Source organism: Micromonospora sp. L32, assembly GCF_052068055.1.
Lineage (GTDB): Bacteria > Actinomycetota > Actinomycetes > Mycobacteriales > Micromonosporaceae > Micromonospora > Micromonospora purpureochromogenes.
In genome coordinates this window covers 1-15796 of sequence record NZ_JBQHDD010000014.1, presented here as the reverse complement: position 1 = coordinate 15796, position 15796 = coordinate 1, and the positions used below count along the sequence as shown (strand labels likewise).

Below are 15796 nucleotides of genomic sequence, written 5' to 3'. Positions count from 1 at the left end.
CGAAGGGATCCTGCTCCAGAAGCTCATGCTGCCCGGAGCCAGCGGGCGTGGATGTCCTGGTAGCGGAGCGCGTCGACGGCGGCGGGATCATCGAGAAGTTCGACCAGTAGGGCGCCGTTCGGGAGCCGGCGCGACTGGGCCGCGACCTCGGGCAGCGGTGCCGGCGGCAGGTGACGATTCGGGCCCAGATAGGTCCACCAGCCCAGCTCAGCGGGCCAACCACCGGCCGGGTGAATGTTGTCATGGATGCCGAGATTCCACACCTGCTCGCACGACCACTCGTCGAGGACTCGGCCGACGTCAGCGTTCAGCCGCTCGGCGACGTCAAGCCACAAGCCAGTCAGGCGACCCAGCGGATGGGGCACCACTCGCGTAGCCGCGCACGCACCCGGCGTGATCACCCACAGTGGTCTCGATCCCCAATGAGAGTCTCCGGCCAGTGCCCTGACCTCCTGTCGACGACCCGTCGCGATTGCGGTACCCCTGTTCCTGCCCGGCGAGCCGGCCTGGGCCGGAGAGACGGTGCTCAGCACGACGTTCCGGGTCCTGTTCGGACGCCGCCCGTAGCGCCTCGGCCGCATGCCGGGACGCGCCATGAACGCCGGCCGGCCCCGGGGCGGCACCCGGGCGGACTACCGGTAGTTGGGCTGGTCCAGCGGGCCGCGCCCCGGCCGCGGCGCTGTGAACAATGTAACCAACATGGGGTAGACGCCGGTGAATCTTGTTAAGATTCCGCATTTCTTCATGCCGCCACCATTGAAGAAGGGATCCGTCGAAATGCATATCGTGGACACCGCGCGCTATCCACTGGCCGAGCCGGGAAGCGACGCATGGGAACGCGTCGTTTCCCGAACGCGCGCCGAACTGCGCGAACTCGGGTGCAGCGTGCTGCCGGAGTTCATTCTGCCGAGCAGCTGGGAGGCGCTGCGGCGGGAAGGCGCCGGGGTCGCCCCGCTGGCGTACTACGACGTTGAGGAGACCAACGTCTACAACATCGCGTTCGACGACGACCTGCCGGCCGAGCACCCGGGCCGCATCGTCATGCAGCGCGGCAACGCGTTCGTCCCGCGCGACCGTATTCCCACCGACAGTGTCATCCACCGGCTCTACATGGACCCGTCGTTCGTGCGCTTCGTCGCCGCCTGCTTCGAACTCCCGGAGCTGCACGAGCTCGCCGACCCGCTGTCCGGCCTGGTGCTCAACGTCGTGCAGCCCGGCATGGAGCACCCGTGGCACTTCGACACCAACGAGTTCACCGTCAGCATGCTGACCCAGGAGCCGGAGGAGGGCGGCGTCTTCGAGTACTGCCCGAACATCCGTTCGGCGGGCGCGGAGAACTTCGGCGCGGTCCGTTCGGTGCTCACCGGCGCCGACCGCTCGCCGGTGCGGGCCCTGACCCTGCGCCCCGGTGACCTCCAGCTGTTCAAGGGCCGGTACGCGCTGCACCGGGTGAGCCCGGTGCGCGGCGCCACCGCCCGGCACTCAGCGATCTTCGCCTACTCCGAACGCCCCGGCGTGATGGGCAGCGTCGCCCGTACGCGGCAGCTGTTCGGCCGGGTCCTGCCCGCGCACCGCGACGCCGAGCGCAATGCCGTGCGAGTCGACCAGTTGCTGGACTAGTAATCGCGAGGAGCCGCCCCGTGCGTTTCGACCGGACCGGAAAAGTTTCCCTCGACGGCATCTACACGCAACCCGATCCCCGCGCCTATTTCACCACCCTGCGTGAGCTTGACTATTACATTCCCCAACTCGCCAAGCCCTATTTTCAGCAATTCATCGGGCAGTACCGCCAATCGCGGCAGGTGGCCGTCCCGACCGTCGTCGACGTCGGCTGCTCCTACGGCGTCAACGCGGCGTTGCTGCGCTGCGACGCCACCATGGACGACCTGTACGACCGCTACGCCGGCGCCGAGTGCACCCGGCAAGCGCTGCTGGAGCGCGATCGTGAGCTGGTCCGGGCGCACCGGTCCCCGGCCCGGTTCGTGGGGCTGGACGTGTCCCGGCCGGCGCTGGGGTACGCATCGGCGGCCGGGTTCCTCGACGACGCCGTGCAGGCCGACCTGGAGGCGCGTGAACCCACGGCGCGGCAGCGCGCCCTGTTCGCCGGTGCCGACATCGTGATCTCCACCGGATGCCTCGGCTACGTCACCGGCCGGACGCTCGTGCGCGTGGTCGGCTCCCGCCGGGACCGGCTGCCGTGGATGGCGCATTTCGCGCTGCGGATGTTCCCGTTCGAACCGATCGCCGACAGCCTCGCGACCCTCGGTTACGACACGGTGCGGGTGGACCGGACGTTCCGGCAGCGCCGTTTCGCGTCCGACCGGGAACAGCGCCAGGTGCTGGAGACGATGTCCGCCGCCGGCGTTGATCCGGAGGGTCTGGAGAGCGACGGCTGGTTGTACGCTCAGCTCTACGTTTCCCGGCCCATCGGCACTCGCGACCCCTTGACCTTTGATGTTGACCAGTCACTGACCCAGAAGGCCGCCCGATGAGTAGCGAATCCCAGGAGACCGAGTGAGCACGTTCGAGAACGAGGACACGCTGCCGCGGGTGCCGTTGCCCGCGCTGGAGGACACCTGCGCCCGGTTCCTCGAGTGGTCTGCGCCGCTGCTGACGGAGGAAGAGTTCGCCGACACCGAGGCCGCGGTGCAGGAGTTCGGGCGGGCGGACGGTCCGGGGCCGAAGCTGCACGCCGATCTGGTGCGGTACAACGCGGATCCGGCCACGCACAGCTGGTTGGACACGTTCTGGCCGGCGCGCTATCTCGGTCGCCGGGACCGGATCGCGTTGAACGCCAACTTCTTCTTCCTGTTCCGCGACACGCCGTTGCGCGGCCTCGCCGAGCCGCAGGTGGAGCGCGCGGCGAGGCTCATCGCCGCCGCCGTGAACTACAAGACCCAGCTCGACGACGAGCGCCTCCCGCCGATCGTGACGCGCGGGCAGCCGTTGTCGATGGAGCAGAACAAGTTCCTGTTCTCGACCACCCGCATCCCCGGGCCGGTGCAGGACACCGTCCGAGCGCCGTACAGCGACGAGATGCCGGGCCCGTCGGCGGCGCGGCACATCGTGGTGTTCCAGCGCGGCAACGCGTTCCGGATGGACGTGGTCGGTCCGGACGGGCGCCCGTACTCCCTCGACGACCTGGCGGCCGGCCTGCGTGAGGTGCAGAAGGCCGGTGCCGCGCGAGCCGCGACGGCCACCGCGGCCGGTCATCTCACCACGATGGCCCGGGCCGAGTGGGCGGCGGCCAGGGGCCGGCTGGCGGCACTGGATCCCGGTAACGCCGCGGCGCTGGACACCATCGAGACGGCGCTGTTCTGCGTGTGCCTCGAGGACCTGACGCCGGCCGACGACCTGGCGGCCTGCGACCAGTTGCTGCACGGCGACAGCGGCAACCGGTGGTTCGACAAGGCGGTGTCGGTCATCGTGTTCGCCGACGGCACGGCCGGCATCAACGTCGAGCACTGCGGGCTCGACGGCACCACCATCCTCAGCTTCGTCGACACGATGCTTGCCGGGTCGCCCGAGGAGCACGCCGCGCAGTCGGGTGCGGCGGCGCAGGGGGTGCCGGCGATCGATCCGGTCACGTTCGTGCTCGACGACGCGCTGCGGGCCGACATCGCCGCCGCGGCACGGTCGTTCGCCCAGTACGGCGCGGACACCGCCACCGTGACCCTGTCCTTCGACGAGTTCGGGGTGGACGAGGTCAAGCGGCTGCGGATGTCGCCGGACGCGTTCGTGCAGATGGCATACCAGCTCGCGCACAAGCGGGCCAAGGGCTTCATCGGCGCCACGTACGAATCCATCGCCACCCGCCAGTACCTGCGGGGGCGGACCGAGGCGATGCGCGTCGTCAGTCCCGAGGTGCTGCGGTTCGTGTCCACGATGGACGATCTCGCCGCGTCCCCCGGAGAGCGGCGGGCGGCGTTCCGGGCCGCGGCCGACAAGCATGTCGAACGGGCGAAGCAGTGCCAGGCCGGTGCGGCACCGGAGCAGCACCTGTGGAAGCTGCAGCTGATCCAGAAGCGGCGTGGGGCGGCGCTCGGCGTGCCCGAGCCGTCCCGGCTGTACGAGACGCCGGGGTGGCTCAAGATGCGCGACGACTACCTGAGCACCAGCTCGGCGCCGTCGACCAGCATCCGCTACTTCGGGTTCGGGGCCACCAGCAGTCGCTGCATCGGGATCGCGTACGTGCTGCTCCCGGACCGGTTCAACCTGTACCTCAGCACCCCGCGCCCGGTCGCCGGCATGATGTACGCGTTTGCCGACCGGCTCCGCGAAGCGTTGCGTGAGCTGCGCGACCTGCTCGACGAGCGGTAGCCCGGGTCACGGGTCCGCCGCCGGCCGCTCGATCTCCGCGACCTGGTGCTCGGCGTGGCGGCGGACCCGGTCCCGCAGTGCGTCCCAGGTCTCGGCGGCGAGCCCGCGATAGATCGCCCGGGCGTCGTCGGCCAGCACCCAGCGGTGCGCGGCTGGCAGGCGGTCGAGGACGAAGCCGGTCGCGGCGTCCTTGGACCGGATCCCGCCCGTCGCCAGGGTGGTCCGGATCCGGGCCAACGTCAGGATCACGCTGCGGGTGTCCAGCAACGCACGGTCAGGGACTGGGACGAAGGGTGTAACTCCTATCAAGGAGCAGCATCTGATGTCTGGCGGATCGATGGCGGCCGTGGATACTGCCGCGGTGGCGAAGAGCGGGCCGGGACAGCCGGCGGAGGGTGTGGACGCGAACTTGGTCACCCGGCTGGTGGAGCAGGCCCGGGTGGCGGGTCTGCAGTGGACCGGCGATGGCGGTCTGTTGCAGCAGCTGACGAAGCGGGTCCTGGAGTCGGCGCTTGAGGGTGAGATCACTGATCACCTCAGCTATGACAAGGGCGATCCGGCGGGTAAGAACGGCGGGAACTCCCGCAACGGTGTGCGGTCCAAGACCGTGCTGACCGATGTCGGCCCGGTCGAGGTCGACCTGCCGCGGGAGCACCGATCTCGAGAGCGGTTCACAACCCCGCTGATCGACGATTGATGATCGACTTGTGATCGAACGGTGACGTCGGCCGACAGGGTGAGCTCACCGTCCGGGATGACCGGAAGGCGATGCGACCCGAGGAGGCAGACCATGGAGAAGGCGAAGGTCGAGCAGACCGGCAAGAAGAAGCTCACCCTGAAGGTTCGCAAGCTGGAGAAGCTGGAGACCACGGCCGTCCGCGACGCGGTCGGCGGCTGACCCTGCCGGGAAACTTCGGTCGCCACCACCGCGGGGGGTGGCGACCGAAGTACTTCCGGTCATCGGGTGCGCCCGATAGGCCGAGCCTTCTGGTCAGGCCGCCACAGTGGCGGCGGCCCTACTTAAGCCACCGTCCTGCGGCGAGCATTGTGAGGTAGCGGATGCGCATGCTCCGGCCACGCGTCAAGGAAGTCCACGAGCCGTACACCCTGCCGGGAAACCGGCTTCTCGTCGGGCTGATGCAATATGGCGTCGCCGCCGAAATCCAGGACGACGAGGAGGGCAGCGTCGCCCGACTGTTGACGCTGCTCGACGGCACCAGGACGCTGGCTGAGGTTGTTGCCGACCTCGCCGTCACCCACCCGGAACTCTCCGAGGAGAGCGTCCGTGAGGTGATGGACCAGCTGATCGAGCAGGGGTTCATCGAGGACGCGGCCGCGCCGCTGCCGGAGGGGTTCACGCCGGACGACGCCGCCCGATACGATCGGGCACGACACTTCTACTCCTGGATCGACACAACGCCGCGGGAGTCGCCCTACGAGGTCCAGGCGCGAATCGGGCGGGCCCGGGTCGGGCTGCTCGGCCTCGGCGGCACCGGTACCGCGGTGGCCGCCGGACTCGTCGCCAGTGGCGTCGGCAGCCTCCACTGCGTCGACTTCGACGTCGTTGACGAGCCGAACCTGACCCGCCAGCTGCTCTACACCGAGAGCGACATCGGCCAGCCGAAGGTGAAGGTTGCGGTCGACCGGCTGCGGGCGATGAACTCCCGCGTGGAGGTGACCGGCGCGGAGTGCCAGGTGCGCTCCGCCGAGGACGTCGTCCCGCTGATGGCCGGCTGCGACGCCTTCGTGCTCTGCGCCGACAAGCCCGTACGGCACATCCAAAGCTGGACCAACGAGGCCGCGCTACGGACCCGTACTCCCTGGTTCATGGCGCTCTACACCGGCCCGATGGCCGTCATCGGCTCGTTCCTACCGTACCGGACCGGTTGCTACACCTGCCTCTGCCGCCGGCAGAACGAGCACGAGTTCTACACCGACGGAAGGTCGCTGATCGGTCAGCCCCGGCCCAACGCCGTCATCGCGGCGAGCGCCAACGTCACCGGGCACCTGTGCGCGCTGGAGGTCCTTTACCACCTCGGCGGGCTCCCGCAGCAGGTCGCCGGACGTGTCTTCCACCACAACGTCGCTCGCTGGGACCACCAGTACTTCGTGGACGTGCAGCGCGACCCTGGCTGTCCCTCCTGCGCGGGCGCGACCTGAGGCCCGGAGCCGAGGACGAGGAGACGACCGTGGGGGAGATCGCTCCGGCGGCGGTGGAGACTGTGGCGACGCCGGAGAGCGTCGTCCGGTTCCATCCGCTGCGGATCCGGCCGTCCGACGACGACCCCGACACCGTCGTCGTCGGACGGCCGGAGGTCGGTGCGTTCGTGGAGCTGCCAGCGATCGGCGCCCGGGCCATCGAGGTGCTCGGCGCGCAGCTGTCCATCGGCACGGTCGAGCGCCGGCTCGCCGCCGAGCACGACATCGACGTCGACCTCGTCGACCTCGTGGCTGTGCTCGCCGAGGCGGGCCTCGTCGCCGAGGTCGACAGCCGGCCGGTCGCCGATCCGCACGGACGGCTCCGGCCGCACCTGCCCCGGCTGCGGGCCCAGCACGTGCGCTGGCTGTTCGGTCCCGCCGCAACACTGGGCTACCTGGCGCTGATCGCGGCGACTCTGGTCACCATCGTTCGGCGGCCCGATCTGCTGCCGTCATACCGCGACTTTTTCTGGACCGACTACGTCGGCCTGGCCGTGCTCGGAAACACCGTGCTGTTCTCGATCTCCGTGACGTGTCACGAGCTGAGCCACCTGGTCGCCGCCCGCTCGCTGGGGGCGCCGGCCCGGATCCGGTTCGCGACCCGGCTGCACCACTTGGCACTGGAGACGGACGTGACCGCGATTTGGTCCGTGCCGCGCCGGTACCGGTACCGCGTCTACCTCAGCGGTCTGCTCTGGGACCTCGCCGTCGTCTGCGGCGCGCTGCTGCTGATCGCGTACGCCGCGCCACACCCACGGGTCAGGGGGCTCCTGGCCGCCCTCGTGGTCGTGGTCGCCATGTCGATGGCTCTGCAACTGCACGTCTACATGCGTACCGACCTCTACTTCGTCCTCCTCGACCTGCTGCACTGCCGCAACCTGTTCCACGACGGCCTCGCGTACGCCCGGTATCTGCTGTGCCGGTGCGGTCACGCTCTGCTGCCCGGCCGGATCGCGGCCCTGGCCACCGACCCGAGCGCGGATCTGCCCCCGCACGAGCGCCGCGCAGTCCGGATCTACTCGGTGGCGGTCGTGCTCGGCAGCACAGTCGCGCTGGCGAGCTTCGTTGGATTCGGCCTCCCGATCCTCCTGCACGGTGCGTTCCAGGCCGGCTCGGCGGTGGTCGCCGGTACGACGGGCGGGAGTCTGCTCGCCGCCGTGGACGGCGTCCTCGTCCTCGCCGTCGAAGGCACATTGCAGGCGATCTTCCTGGTCACGCTCTACCGCCGGCATGCCCAGCGACGCGGTACCTCCCCCGATGTCACGCCCAACGAGCCGGTGCCGACCGGCTGACGCGTCCGGCGGGCTGACCGGGCGGCCGACCGCCGCCGCACCCCCAACCGCGTTGCCGATTTCGCCCCCTCGCCTACTGTCGATCGGAGAAGCGGCGTCCGCCATCCACGGATCGCGGCGCCCGGATCGGCGCTCGGGGGGCGAGGACGTGCCAGCGGTGAGGTTCCGTCTGCTCGGTCCGGTCGAGGTCCGGGTCGCCGGCCGGGCGGTGCGGACGGGAGGCCCACGCAGTCAGGCCATGCTGGCCGCGCTGTTGCTGAAAGCCAACCGGCTCGTACCGGTCTCCCGCCTGGTGGACGCCGCCTGGGGCGACCACCCCCCGGCGAGCGCCGAGGTCCAGGTCCGCAACCGGGTCGCCACCGCGCGGCGGGCGATGCGGGAGGCGGGACTGACCGACGACGTCATCGACACCCAGGGCTCCGGATATCTGCTACGCGTCGCCGACGATCAGCTCGATCTGGACGTCTTCGAGGCGCTGGTCCGGCAAGCCGACCAGGACGCGCCGGAGGCGGCGGTGACCAGCCTGCGACAGGCGCTGGCTTTGTGGCAGGGTCCGGCACTGGACGGCCTGCGTACGCCGGCGTTGGCGGCGGCAGCCCAACGCCTCGACGAGCGCCGGATGACGGTGGTCGAGCGATGCCTGGACCTCGAGCTCGGCCTCGGCCGCTACGACGAGGTGATCGGCAGTCTGCTGGAGCTGGTCGAGGCGTACCCGTGGCGCGAGCCGCTGGTGGGCCGGCTCATGCGCGCACTGTACCTGGCAAACCGGCAGGGCGAGGCCCTGGACCGCTTCGACCAGCTGCGCCGCCGGCTGGTCGAGGAACTCGGGGTCGACCCGACGCCGGAACTCGTCCGCCTGCGCGACCTCATCCTGCGCAACGATCCCAGTATCCAGCCCGGCCCCGACGTCGACCCCAAAACCCCGGCCGACGCCGGGCCGGGCCCGGACGACGGGCCGCACGGCCGGGACGCGAGACCCGACGCCGTACAGCAGCCAGCGCTCACCACGGCGGACGCTGGTGCCGACGGCGCCGGGACGGCGACCCGTGAGCCGGCCGCGGACGAACCGCCGCGCACGCCACTCCGGATGCTGCCCGCCGAGCTCACCGACTTCGTCGGCCGGCAGTCGGAGGTGGCGGCCGTCCTCGGTCGGTTGCCGGGGCGGCCTAAGGTCGCCGTGGTGGCCATCAGCGGCCTGCCCGGCGTGGGCAAGACGTCGCTGGCCGTCCGGATCGCACACCAGCTCGGCACGACTTTCCCGGGCGCGCAGCTGTACGTCGACCTGAGCGGGCACGACCAGCCCCTGTCCCCGGACGTGGTGCTCGGACGGCTCCTCCGGGCGCTCGGGGTGCCGGGCAACGACGTGCCGGCGGAACTGGACGAACGGGCCGCGCTCTTCCGGGCGGCGGTGGCCGACCGCCCCAGCCTGGTACTGCTGGACAACGCGGCGAGCGCCGCGCAGGTACGCCCGCTGCTGCCCGGGATCGACGCGGTCGTCCTGGTCACCAGCCGGCGCGCGCTCGTCGACCTCGACGGCGCCTACCAGCTGCGGCTGAACCCGCTGCCGGAAGCCGAGGCGCTGCGGCTGCTCGCCGGCATTGTCGGCCCGGAGCGGATCGCCGCCGAACCCGATTCCGCGTCGGCCATCGTGCGCCACTGCGGGCTGCTGCCGCTGGCCGTACGGATCGTCGGCGCGCGGCTCGCTGTGCGGGACCTGCTGACCCTGCGGCAGGCGGCGATCCAGCTCGACGAGCTCTCGCACCGGCTCGACCACCTCACCCGCGCCGACCGCAGCGTCCGGGCGGCGTTCCAGTCGGCGTACGCCGCCCTGGACGAGCCGGCCCGCCGGATGCTGCGCCGGCTCGCCGTGCTGGACCTCGACGACGCCCCGCCGTGGCTGCTCGCCGTGCTCCTCGACGACGAGGCAGCCGCCCCGGCCGCGGCGACCGCTCTGATCGAGGCCAACCTGTTCGAAGTGAACGGCCCCGACGAGCTGGGCGAGCCGCGGTACCGGATCCACGACCTGGTGCGCGCCTTCGCCAGGGAATGCGCCGCGAAGGAGGAATCGCCGGACGAGGGGGTGGGCCTGCTGCGGCGTGTCTTCGCCGCCTGGCTGACCCTGACCGAACAGGCCCGCGTGGAGCTCAGCCAGGAGACGCAGGCCCGGATCGTTGCGGACCTATCGCGCTCGCCGGCGGTCACGGACGTTCACCTGCGGGACCCGGGAGCCTGGTTCGGCGCCGAACGGGTCGCGTTGCTCGCCACCATCGACCAGGCCGTCGCCACGCCCGGGCTGGAGGACTACGCCTGGGCGCTGGCCTGGCACTGCGACTACTACCTCCACCTGGACGCTCGCCTCGACGAACTGACCCGAGTGACCGAGACGGGACTGGCAGCGGCCGAGCGCCGGGGGCATCTGGAAGGCATAGCCCGGCTGCGACTGTGTGTCGCCTTCGCCACCCTGCTCCGAGACGATCTGCACGGTGCTCTCCGGCACGTCCAAGCCGCCGACGAGGCCAGCAGAGCATTGGCGGAGCCCTGGTTGCGCGCGGAGATCGCCGGGGTGGAGCACCAGGTACACGACGCCATGGGAAACAGTGGCCAGGCCCGCGCCGCCCTCCTCCGATCCATCGAGCTCTACCTGGCGGTCGGCGACCGGACCGCAACCGGGATGAAACTCGCCAGGCTCGGCGCGCTTCAGCTGCAGGAGGGCGAACCGGCCGCCGGCGCGACACTGGCCCGCGGCGTCGCGATGCTCCGCGCCGCCGCCGCGACCCGGCCCCTTGCGCTCGGCCTACGCGGCCTGGCTAACTGGTACGCCCACCAGGGCGAGGTGGACCAGGCGCGGGCGACCTACCTGGAGGGTCTGGAACTGGTCCGGCAGCATCGCGACCGGTTGGGCGAAACGACCCTGCTCAGCGACCTGGCCGCGATGCTGGCCGGCCAGGGACGGCTCACCGAGGCGGCCGGCTATGCCGCTGCCGCGCTGGAGCGGGCCCAGGAGACGAAGGTGGCCTCGTACCTCGCCTACGCCCGGTACGTGCAGGGCCGATTGAGCCTGATGGCCGACGAGCCGGAGCAGGCGCGGATCCGGATCGAGCCGGTCGTCGACCACCTGAAGGCCAATCCGCCGTTGCAGGTCGCCGCCCTGATGGACCTGGCCCGGGCCGATGAGCGGCTCGGTCAGATCGAGGCTGCCCGGGGCGTCTGGCAGCGCGCACTCGCGGTCGCAGGCCGGATCGGCGCTTCGGTCCTGGTCCGTGAGATCACCGACCGGCTCGCCGAGCTGGAGTCCGGCCCGCCGAACAGGCAGCCGAGTTGACGGCGCCGAGGCGCGGTGCACCTGATGAGGCTGCCCCGCCCGCGAGGGTGTCACGACCGGGGGCTGTTGGTGTGGAGGGCCGCTGGGAGTCAGGCCGGCACTGCTCGGCGCTTGGCCCGTCCCCCTGGCACCCGGGTTGATCAGCGGTCAGGATCGGCACGGGTAGTAGGCCCGGCCTTGCAGGTGGGTGCGGATTAGGTGCAGGTTGTCGAAGTGGTCACCGCGCCCCGAGTGCTCGCCAGGACTCGACCAGGGCCAGCGTTTTGACCTGCGGGTGATGCGAATGAGCGGGTCGGCGTGACCTCCCGGAGAAGACCGAAGTGGTCAGGTTCGCAGCTCCCCGTCTGGCTGGTGCCGACCGTCGTCTCCAGCCCTAGGAGGGCGGCCAAGGGGATCTTGGTTTCTTCGACGCGTAACCCTGGATTTTGTTGCAGTGGCGTCGGCGCGCGTCCCCTATTTCAAGACTCGGATCCCACATGCAGCGCCGTGACCAGGGCCTTTAGCGTGGTGACCTCTTCGGCGGATCTGAAGGCGTCAGCGTCCTTAAGTCGCGCTGGTCGGCATGCGACATGACGACGGTGACACATCGTGGGACGTTGATTACAAGGGGTGTCGCGCAGGGGGACTGTGCGGCTACCGTGACCACGGCATCGATTCATGTACCTAGATCATTCGGTCAGGAGTGACGATGACGACGATCCCCGCCGTGGACCTTCCGTTCCTCGACATCACCGCGCCGGACTTTCGGTTCGACTCTCCCGCGGTCGCTGCGGCACGCGAGGCGAACTGGTGTGCCATGACGCCGATGGGACTCATCGTGCTGCGCCACGCCGAGATGCACCAACTGCTCCGCGACCCGCGGCTGGCGCAGAGCGGCGAGCGCTACCTGGAGCTGATGGGCATTTCCGACGGACCGCTGTACGACTGGTTCGTGCCGATGATCCTGCACCAGCGCGGCGCCGACCATCTGCGCCTGCGGCGACTGGTCAGCAAGGCGTTCTCGCCACGGATGATCGAGGGCCTGCGGCCGTTCATGCGTGACACCGCGACGAGTCTGACCGCGGCGATCGCCGAGCGGGGCGAGTGCGAGTTCATGGCAGATTTCGCCGACCCGATGCCGGTGCGGGTGATGTGCGCGCTGCTCGGCGTCCCACCGACCGATTACGAGTTGTTCCGCCGCTGGTCGACCGATGTCGGACTGGTCTACAGCTTCACCCTGCCGCAGCTGCGTACGCGGGTGGAGGAGGCCGTCGTGGGGCTGCGTGCGTACGTCGACTCACTGATCGAGCAGCGCCGCGCCGAGCCGCGGGACGACCTCCTGTCGGCGCTCATCGCCGCCGAGGAAGGCGGGGACCGGCTCAGCACTGAAGAACTGCGCAACCTCGCCCTGACCCTCGTGTTCGCCGCGCACGACACCACCCGTAACCAGCTCGGTCAGGCGCTGGCGACCTTCAGTGAGCACCCCGACCAGTGGCGGCTGCTTGCGAACCGCCCGGAGCTCGCGCCACAGGCCGTGGAGGAGGTCATGCGATGGGCGCCGGCGGTACCGACGATCTTCCGGTTCCCCGTCGAGGACCTCGACGTGCACGGTGTCCACGTCCCAGCGGGCACCTTCCTGCTGCTCGGCACGCACGCCGCCAGCCGGGACCCGCTCGCCGTCGACGACGGTGACCGTTTCGACATCACCATCCACCGGCAAGTGCCGCACCTGACCTTCGGCGGTGGACCGCACTACTGCATCGGCGCACCGACCGCCCGCGTCGAGATGGCCGAGTCGCTGATCGCGCTCAGCAGTCAACTGGCGCCGCCGTCGATAGCCGGCCCCGTCACCTGGCGCCCGCCCACCGCCATCCATGGACCCGAGAGCCTGCCGCTCCGGTTCGGGGGGCGTTGAGCATGCACCGCGCCTGGATCGTCGGCGGCACGGCCGTCGCGCTGCTCGGTGCCGCGACCATCGGGGCGGCACGGGCGGCGGTCGCCAGGATCGAACGCAACCCGGACCCCTTGCCGTATGACCGGCTTGCTCGCGAGCCGCAGGGCGAGGAGGTGCTCGTCCCGCGTCCGGACGGAACGGTGCTGCGCGCGATCGTGGCCGGGGACGGCCCGCCGGTGGTGCTCGCCCACGGATATGGGGCCTCGCTGCTGGAGTGGAACGTGGTGTGGGACAACCTGGTCGCCCGCGGTCACCGCGTCATCGCCTTCGACCAGCGCGGCCACGAGCGCTCGACGCTCGGTTCCGCCGGTACCGGCTCGAAACTCATGGCGGCGGACTACGCCGCCATTCTGGAGCACTTCGACGTGCGTGACGGCGTGCTGGTCGGCCACTCCATGGGCGGGTTCATCGCGATCCGTGCAGTGCTCGACCACCCCGAGCTGGCCCGACGCCTGTGCGGCCTGGTGCTGTTCGCTACCTGGGCGGGCCGCATCCTCGACCAGGCACCGCAGAATCGGCTGCAGATTCCGCTGCTGGAAACCGGTCTTCTGCAGCGGCTCGCCCGCACTCGTGCCGGTGGTGTGCTGTTCGGAGCCGCGCAGTGCGGCACCCGGCCGTCGCCGGCCATGATCTCCGTGTTTCGGGACGTCTTCGTCCGTCAGAGCCACCAGCCGCTCATTCCGATCGTGCGGGCCTTCAGCCGAGAGGACCGTTACCCCCGGCTGAGCGAGATCACCGTACCGACCGTTGTCGTGGTGGGCTCGGCGGACCGCTCGACGCCCCCGAGCCACTCACACCGGCTCGCCGCCGGCGTGCCCGGAGCGCGGCTGGTGACCGTGCCCGATGCCGGACACCTGCTCAACTGGGAGGCGCCCGATGTCCTCGTCGAGGTCATCTCATCACTCCAGCAGTAAGCACCCACGCGGCCGACCGGACCCGTGATCCTAATGGTGAAGGACTACCGGCGCGCGTCCTGTCGTACCTGGTCAGCCCGCGGCTCCAGGGAGGTGCGGACCTTACGATTGCTCTGGCGGCCGCACGTGCGGAGCCTGGCGTTCTCCAGCAGCGAGGTTGTCGCGCCAGTAGCGGTAGACCAGGCCGGGTACCACCTCAACCGCCCCTGCTGCACGAGGCAGGTAAGAAGATCACCGCCGGCCGGTGCGTCGACGTCGAAGGCAACGATCACTGGTGGTTCTTCACCGACGTGCCGACGCACTAGAAAGGTGGGCCGACGCGTAGAGCCCGACAACCAGCGGTGACAGCAATAGGGGCCGGGTTGGGCGGTCACCTTCGGGCGGTGTGAGATCGATCGCCCGTGGGAAGGCCCGGGCGAGCCCGAGATGTTGTCCGACACATGCCGGATACGGATGTGGTGGTTGTCGGGGCCGGGCAGGCGGGGCTGGCCAGTGCGTACCACCTGCGCTCCTCCGGTCTTGACTCCGCTGTCCTGGACGCCGACGCGGCGCCCGGCGGGGCCTGGCAGCACCGGTGGCCGACGCTGCGCATGGCGACCGTGCACGGCATCTTCGACCTGCCCGGGATGCACTTCACGCCTCCGCTGCCGGACGAACCGGCCGCCGAGGCGGTGCCGGCCTACTTCGCGACCTACGAGAGTGAATTTGGCATCGACGTGCAGCGGCCGGTCGCCGTCACGGCCGTCCGGAACGCCGGCGACGGAGGACTCCTCGTCGAAACCGACAAGGGCACCTGGACCACCCGGGCATTGATCAACGCGACGGGAACGTGGACGAGGCCCTTCGTGCCGTACTACCCGGGACAGGAAACGTTCCACGGGCGGCAGCTGCACACGGCCCACTACCGGGGACCGGCGGAATTCGCCGGGAAGCGGGTGGTTGTCGTCGGGGGCGGAACCTCGGCCGTGCAGCTCCTGGTCGAGATCGCCGACGTCGCGGCGACGACCACCTGGGTCACCCGCCGCCCGCCGGTGTTTCGGGACGGGCCGTTCACGCCGGCCTACGGACGCGAGGTGGTCGCCAAGGTGGAGGCACGCGTACGAGCCGGCCTGCCCCCGGGAAGCATCGCCAGCGCGACCGAGCTGGCGTGGACACCGCAGTTGCTCGAAGCTCGGGAACGCGGCCTCCTCCGACGCCGGCCGATGTTCGACCGGATCGTCCCCGACGGCGTCCAGTGGCGCGACGGCACGGCACAGCACGTCGACGTCATCCTCTGGTGCACCGGCTTCCGGCCGGCGCTCGACCACCTGGCCCCGCTGCGGCTGCGCGGGCCCCGCGGCGGCATCGTCGTGGACGGCACCCGGGTGGTCGCCGATCCCCGGATCCACCTGGTCGGCTACGGGCCGTCTGCGAGCACGGTCGGCGCGAACCGGGCCGGGCGGGCAGCGGTCCGCGAGCTGCGCGCGCTTCTGGCGGCGCCCGCCCCCGCCTGACCGGGCGACGGTGGATCTGTCTGTGGTGAGGGTCGACGTCCGCCGAGGCGCCGCAGGGTCGCCTCGGCGGTGACTTGCTCGGCTTGGACCTATCTACCGACTGACCATGGCGGGGTCGGTGCCGTACCTCCGCCTTGCGCTGCTTGTTAAGGTGCCGACTTCGGGTGCACTCGACTCGACGGTCTCCGACGCACGCTCGGCCGATGAGCGGATGCTCACCCCGCCGACTGTGTCGACGGACCCAGACGGCTATCCGAACCGGTCAGCGAGCTTCGTCAGCTTGGTGACGTACGCCGGCCAGTCATAGTCGTGGGGGATGTTGC

General features: G+C 70.4%; 11 protein-coding genes and 1 pseudogene. 10 read left to right on the top strand and 2 right to left on the bottom strand.

Features of this window, described 5'->3' with window-relative positions; all coding sequences use genetic code 11:
• Nucleotides 1–23 precede the first annotated feature (23 nt).
• Complete coding sequence (locus ACTMTB_RS28460) at nt 24–335, bottom strand: hypothetical protein (protein ID WP_441149254.1); 312 nt, start codon at nt 333–335, stop codon at nt 24–26.
• A gap of 442 nt (nt 336–777) precedes the next feature.
• Between ACTMTB_RS28460 and ACTMTB_RS28455 the strand changes: the two genes are divergently transcribed.
• The 3 genes from ACTMTB_RS28455 to ACTMTB_RS28445 are packed head-to-tail and all read left to right on the top strand — an operon-like array spanning nt 778 to nt 4320.
• Nucleotides 778–1620, top strand: coding sequence for a HalD/BesD family halogenase (locus ACTMTB_RS28455; RefSeq protein ID WP_441149253.1), 843 nt, complete (start codon nt 778–780; stop codon nt 1618–1620).
• Nucleotides 1621–1640: 20 nt separating this feature from the next.
• The gene (locus ACTMTB_RS28450; protein ID WP_441149252.1) at nt 1641–2492 is read left to right on the top strand and encodes a hypothetical protein; all 852 of its coding nucleotides are present in this window, start codon (nt 1641–1643) and stop codon (nt 2490–2492) included.
• Nucleotides 2493–2514: 22 nt separating this feature from the next.
• On the top strand, nt 2515–4320 hold the full coding sequence (locus ACTMTB_RS28445) for a choline/carnitine O-acyltransferase (protein WP_441149251.1): 1806 nt from the start codon (nt 2515–2517) through the stop codon (nt 4318–4320).
• 6 nt (nt 4321–4326) lie between these two features.
• Here ACTMTB_RS28445 and ACTMTB_RS28440 read toward each other — a convergent pair whose 3' ends face one another.
• Complete coding sequence (locus ACTMTB_RS28440) at nt 4327–4737, bottom strand: aminoglycoside adenylyltransferase domain-containing protein (protein ID WP_441149250.1); 411 nt, start codon at nt 4735–4737, stop codon at nt 4327–4329.
• Between ACTMTB_RS28440 and ACTMTB_RS28435 the strand changes: the two are divergent.
• From ACTMTB_RS28435 to ACTMTB_RS28405, 7 genes and pseudogenes are all read left to right on the top strand, one after another.
• Nucleotides 4658–4972 (top strand): annotated as a pseudogene (locus ACTMTB_RS28435) (transposase); the annotation flags it as partial. The gene ACTMTB_RS28440 and the pseudogene ACTMTB_RS28435 overlap by 80 nt on opposite strands.
• Before the next feature lie 413 nt (nt 4973–5385).
• Nucleotides 5386–6480, top strand: coding sequence for a ThiF family adenylyltransferase (locus ACTMTB_RS28430; RefSeq protein WP_441149249.1), 1095 nt, complete (start codon nt 5386–5388; stop codon nt 6478–6480).
• Nucleotides 6481–6509: 29 nt separating this feature from the next.
• Nucleotides 6510–7811 carry a hypothetical protein gene (locus tag ACTMTB_RS28425; protein WP_441149248.1) on the top strand — a complete coding sequence of 434 codons (1302 nt, stop codon included), beginning with the start codon at nt 6510–6512 and terminating at the stop codon, nt 7809–7811.
• A 157-nt stretch (nt 7812–7968) separates the two neighbouring features.
• Nucleotides 7969–11133 carry an AfsR/SARP family transcriptional regulator gene (locus tag ACTMTB_RS28420; protein WP_441149247.1) on the top strand — a complete coding sequence of 1055 codons (3165 nt, stop codon included), beginning with the start codon at nt 7969–7971 and terminating at the stop codon, nt 11131–11133.
• Between the two features lie 688 nt (nt 11134–11821).
• On the top strand, nt 11822–13027 hold the full coding sequence (locus tag ACTMTB_RS28415) for a cytochrome P450 (RefSeq protein ID WP_441149246.1): 1206 nt from the start codon (nt 11822–11824) through the stop codon (nt 13025–13027).
• Nucleotides 13028–13029: 2 nt separating this feature from the next.
• Nucleotides 13030–13980 (top strand): alpha/beta fold hydrolase, encoded by a 951-nt coding sequence (locus tag ACTMTB_RS28410; protein WP_441149245.1) that lies wholly within the window; start codon nt 13030–13032, stop codon nt 13978–13980.
• 440 nt (nt 13981–14420) lie between these two features.
• Nucleotides 14421–15473, top strand: coding sequence for an FAD-dependent oxidoreductase (locus ACTMTB_RS28405; RefSeq protein WP_441149244.1), 1053 nt, complete (start codon nt 14421–14423; stop codon nt 15471–15473).
• Nucleotides 15474–15796: the final 323 nt, after the last annotated feature.

Excerpts from the sequence above, each read along its gene's own strand:
- ACTMTB_RS28405 (WP_441149244.1), top strand. The coding sequence starts at position 14,421 with ATGCCGGATACGGATGTGGTGGTTGTCGGGGCCGGGCAGGCGGGGCTG.
- ACTMTB_RS28415 (WP_441149246.1), top strand. The coding sequence starts at position 11,822 with ATGACGACGATCCCCGCCGTGGACCTTCCGTTCCTCGACATCACCGCG.
- ACTMTB_RS28410 (WP_441149245.1), top strand. The coding sequence starts at position 13,030 with ATGCACCGCGCCTGGATCGTCGGCGGCACGGCCGTCGCGCTGCTCGGT.
- ACTMTB_RS28430 (WP_441149249.1), top strand. The coding sequence starts at position 5,386 with ATGCTCCGGCCACGCGTCAAGGAAGTCCACGAGCCGTACACCCTGCCG.
- ACTMTB_RS28455 (WP_441149253.1), top strand. The coding sequence starts at position 778 with ATGCATATCGTGGACACCGCGCGCTATCCACTGGCCGAGCCGGGAAGC.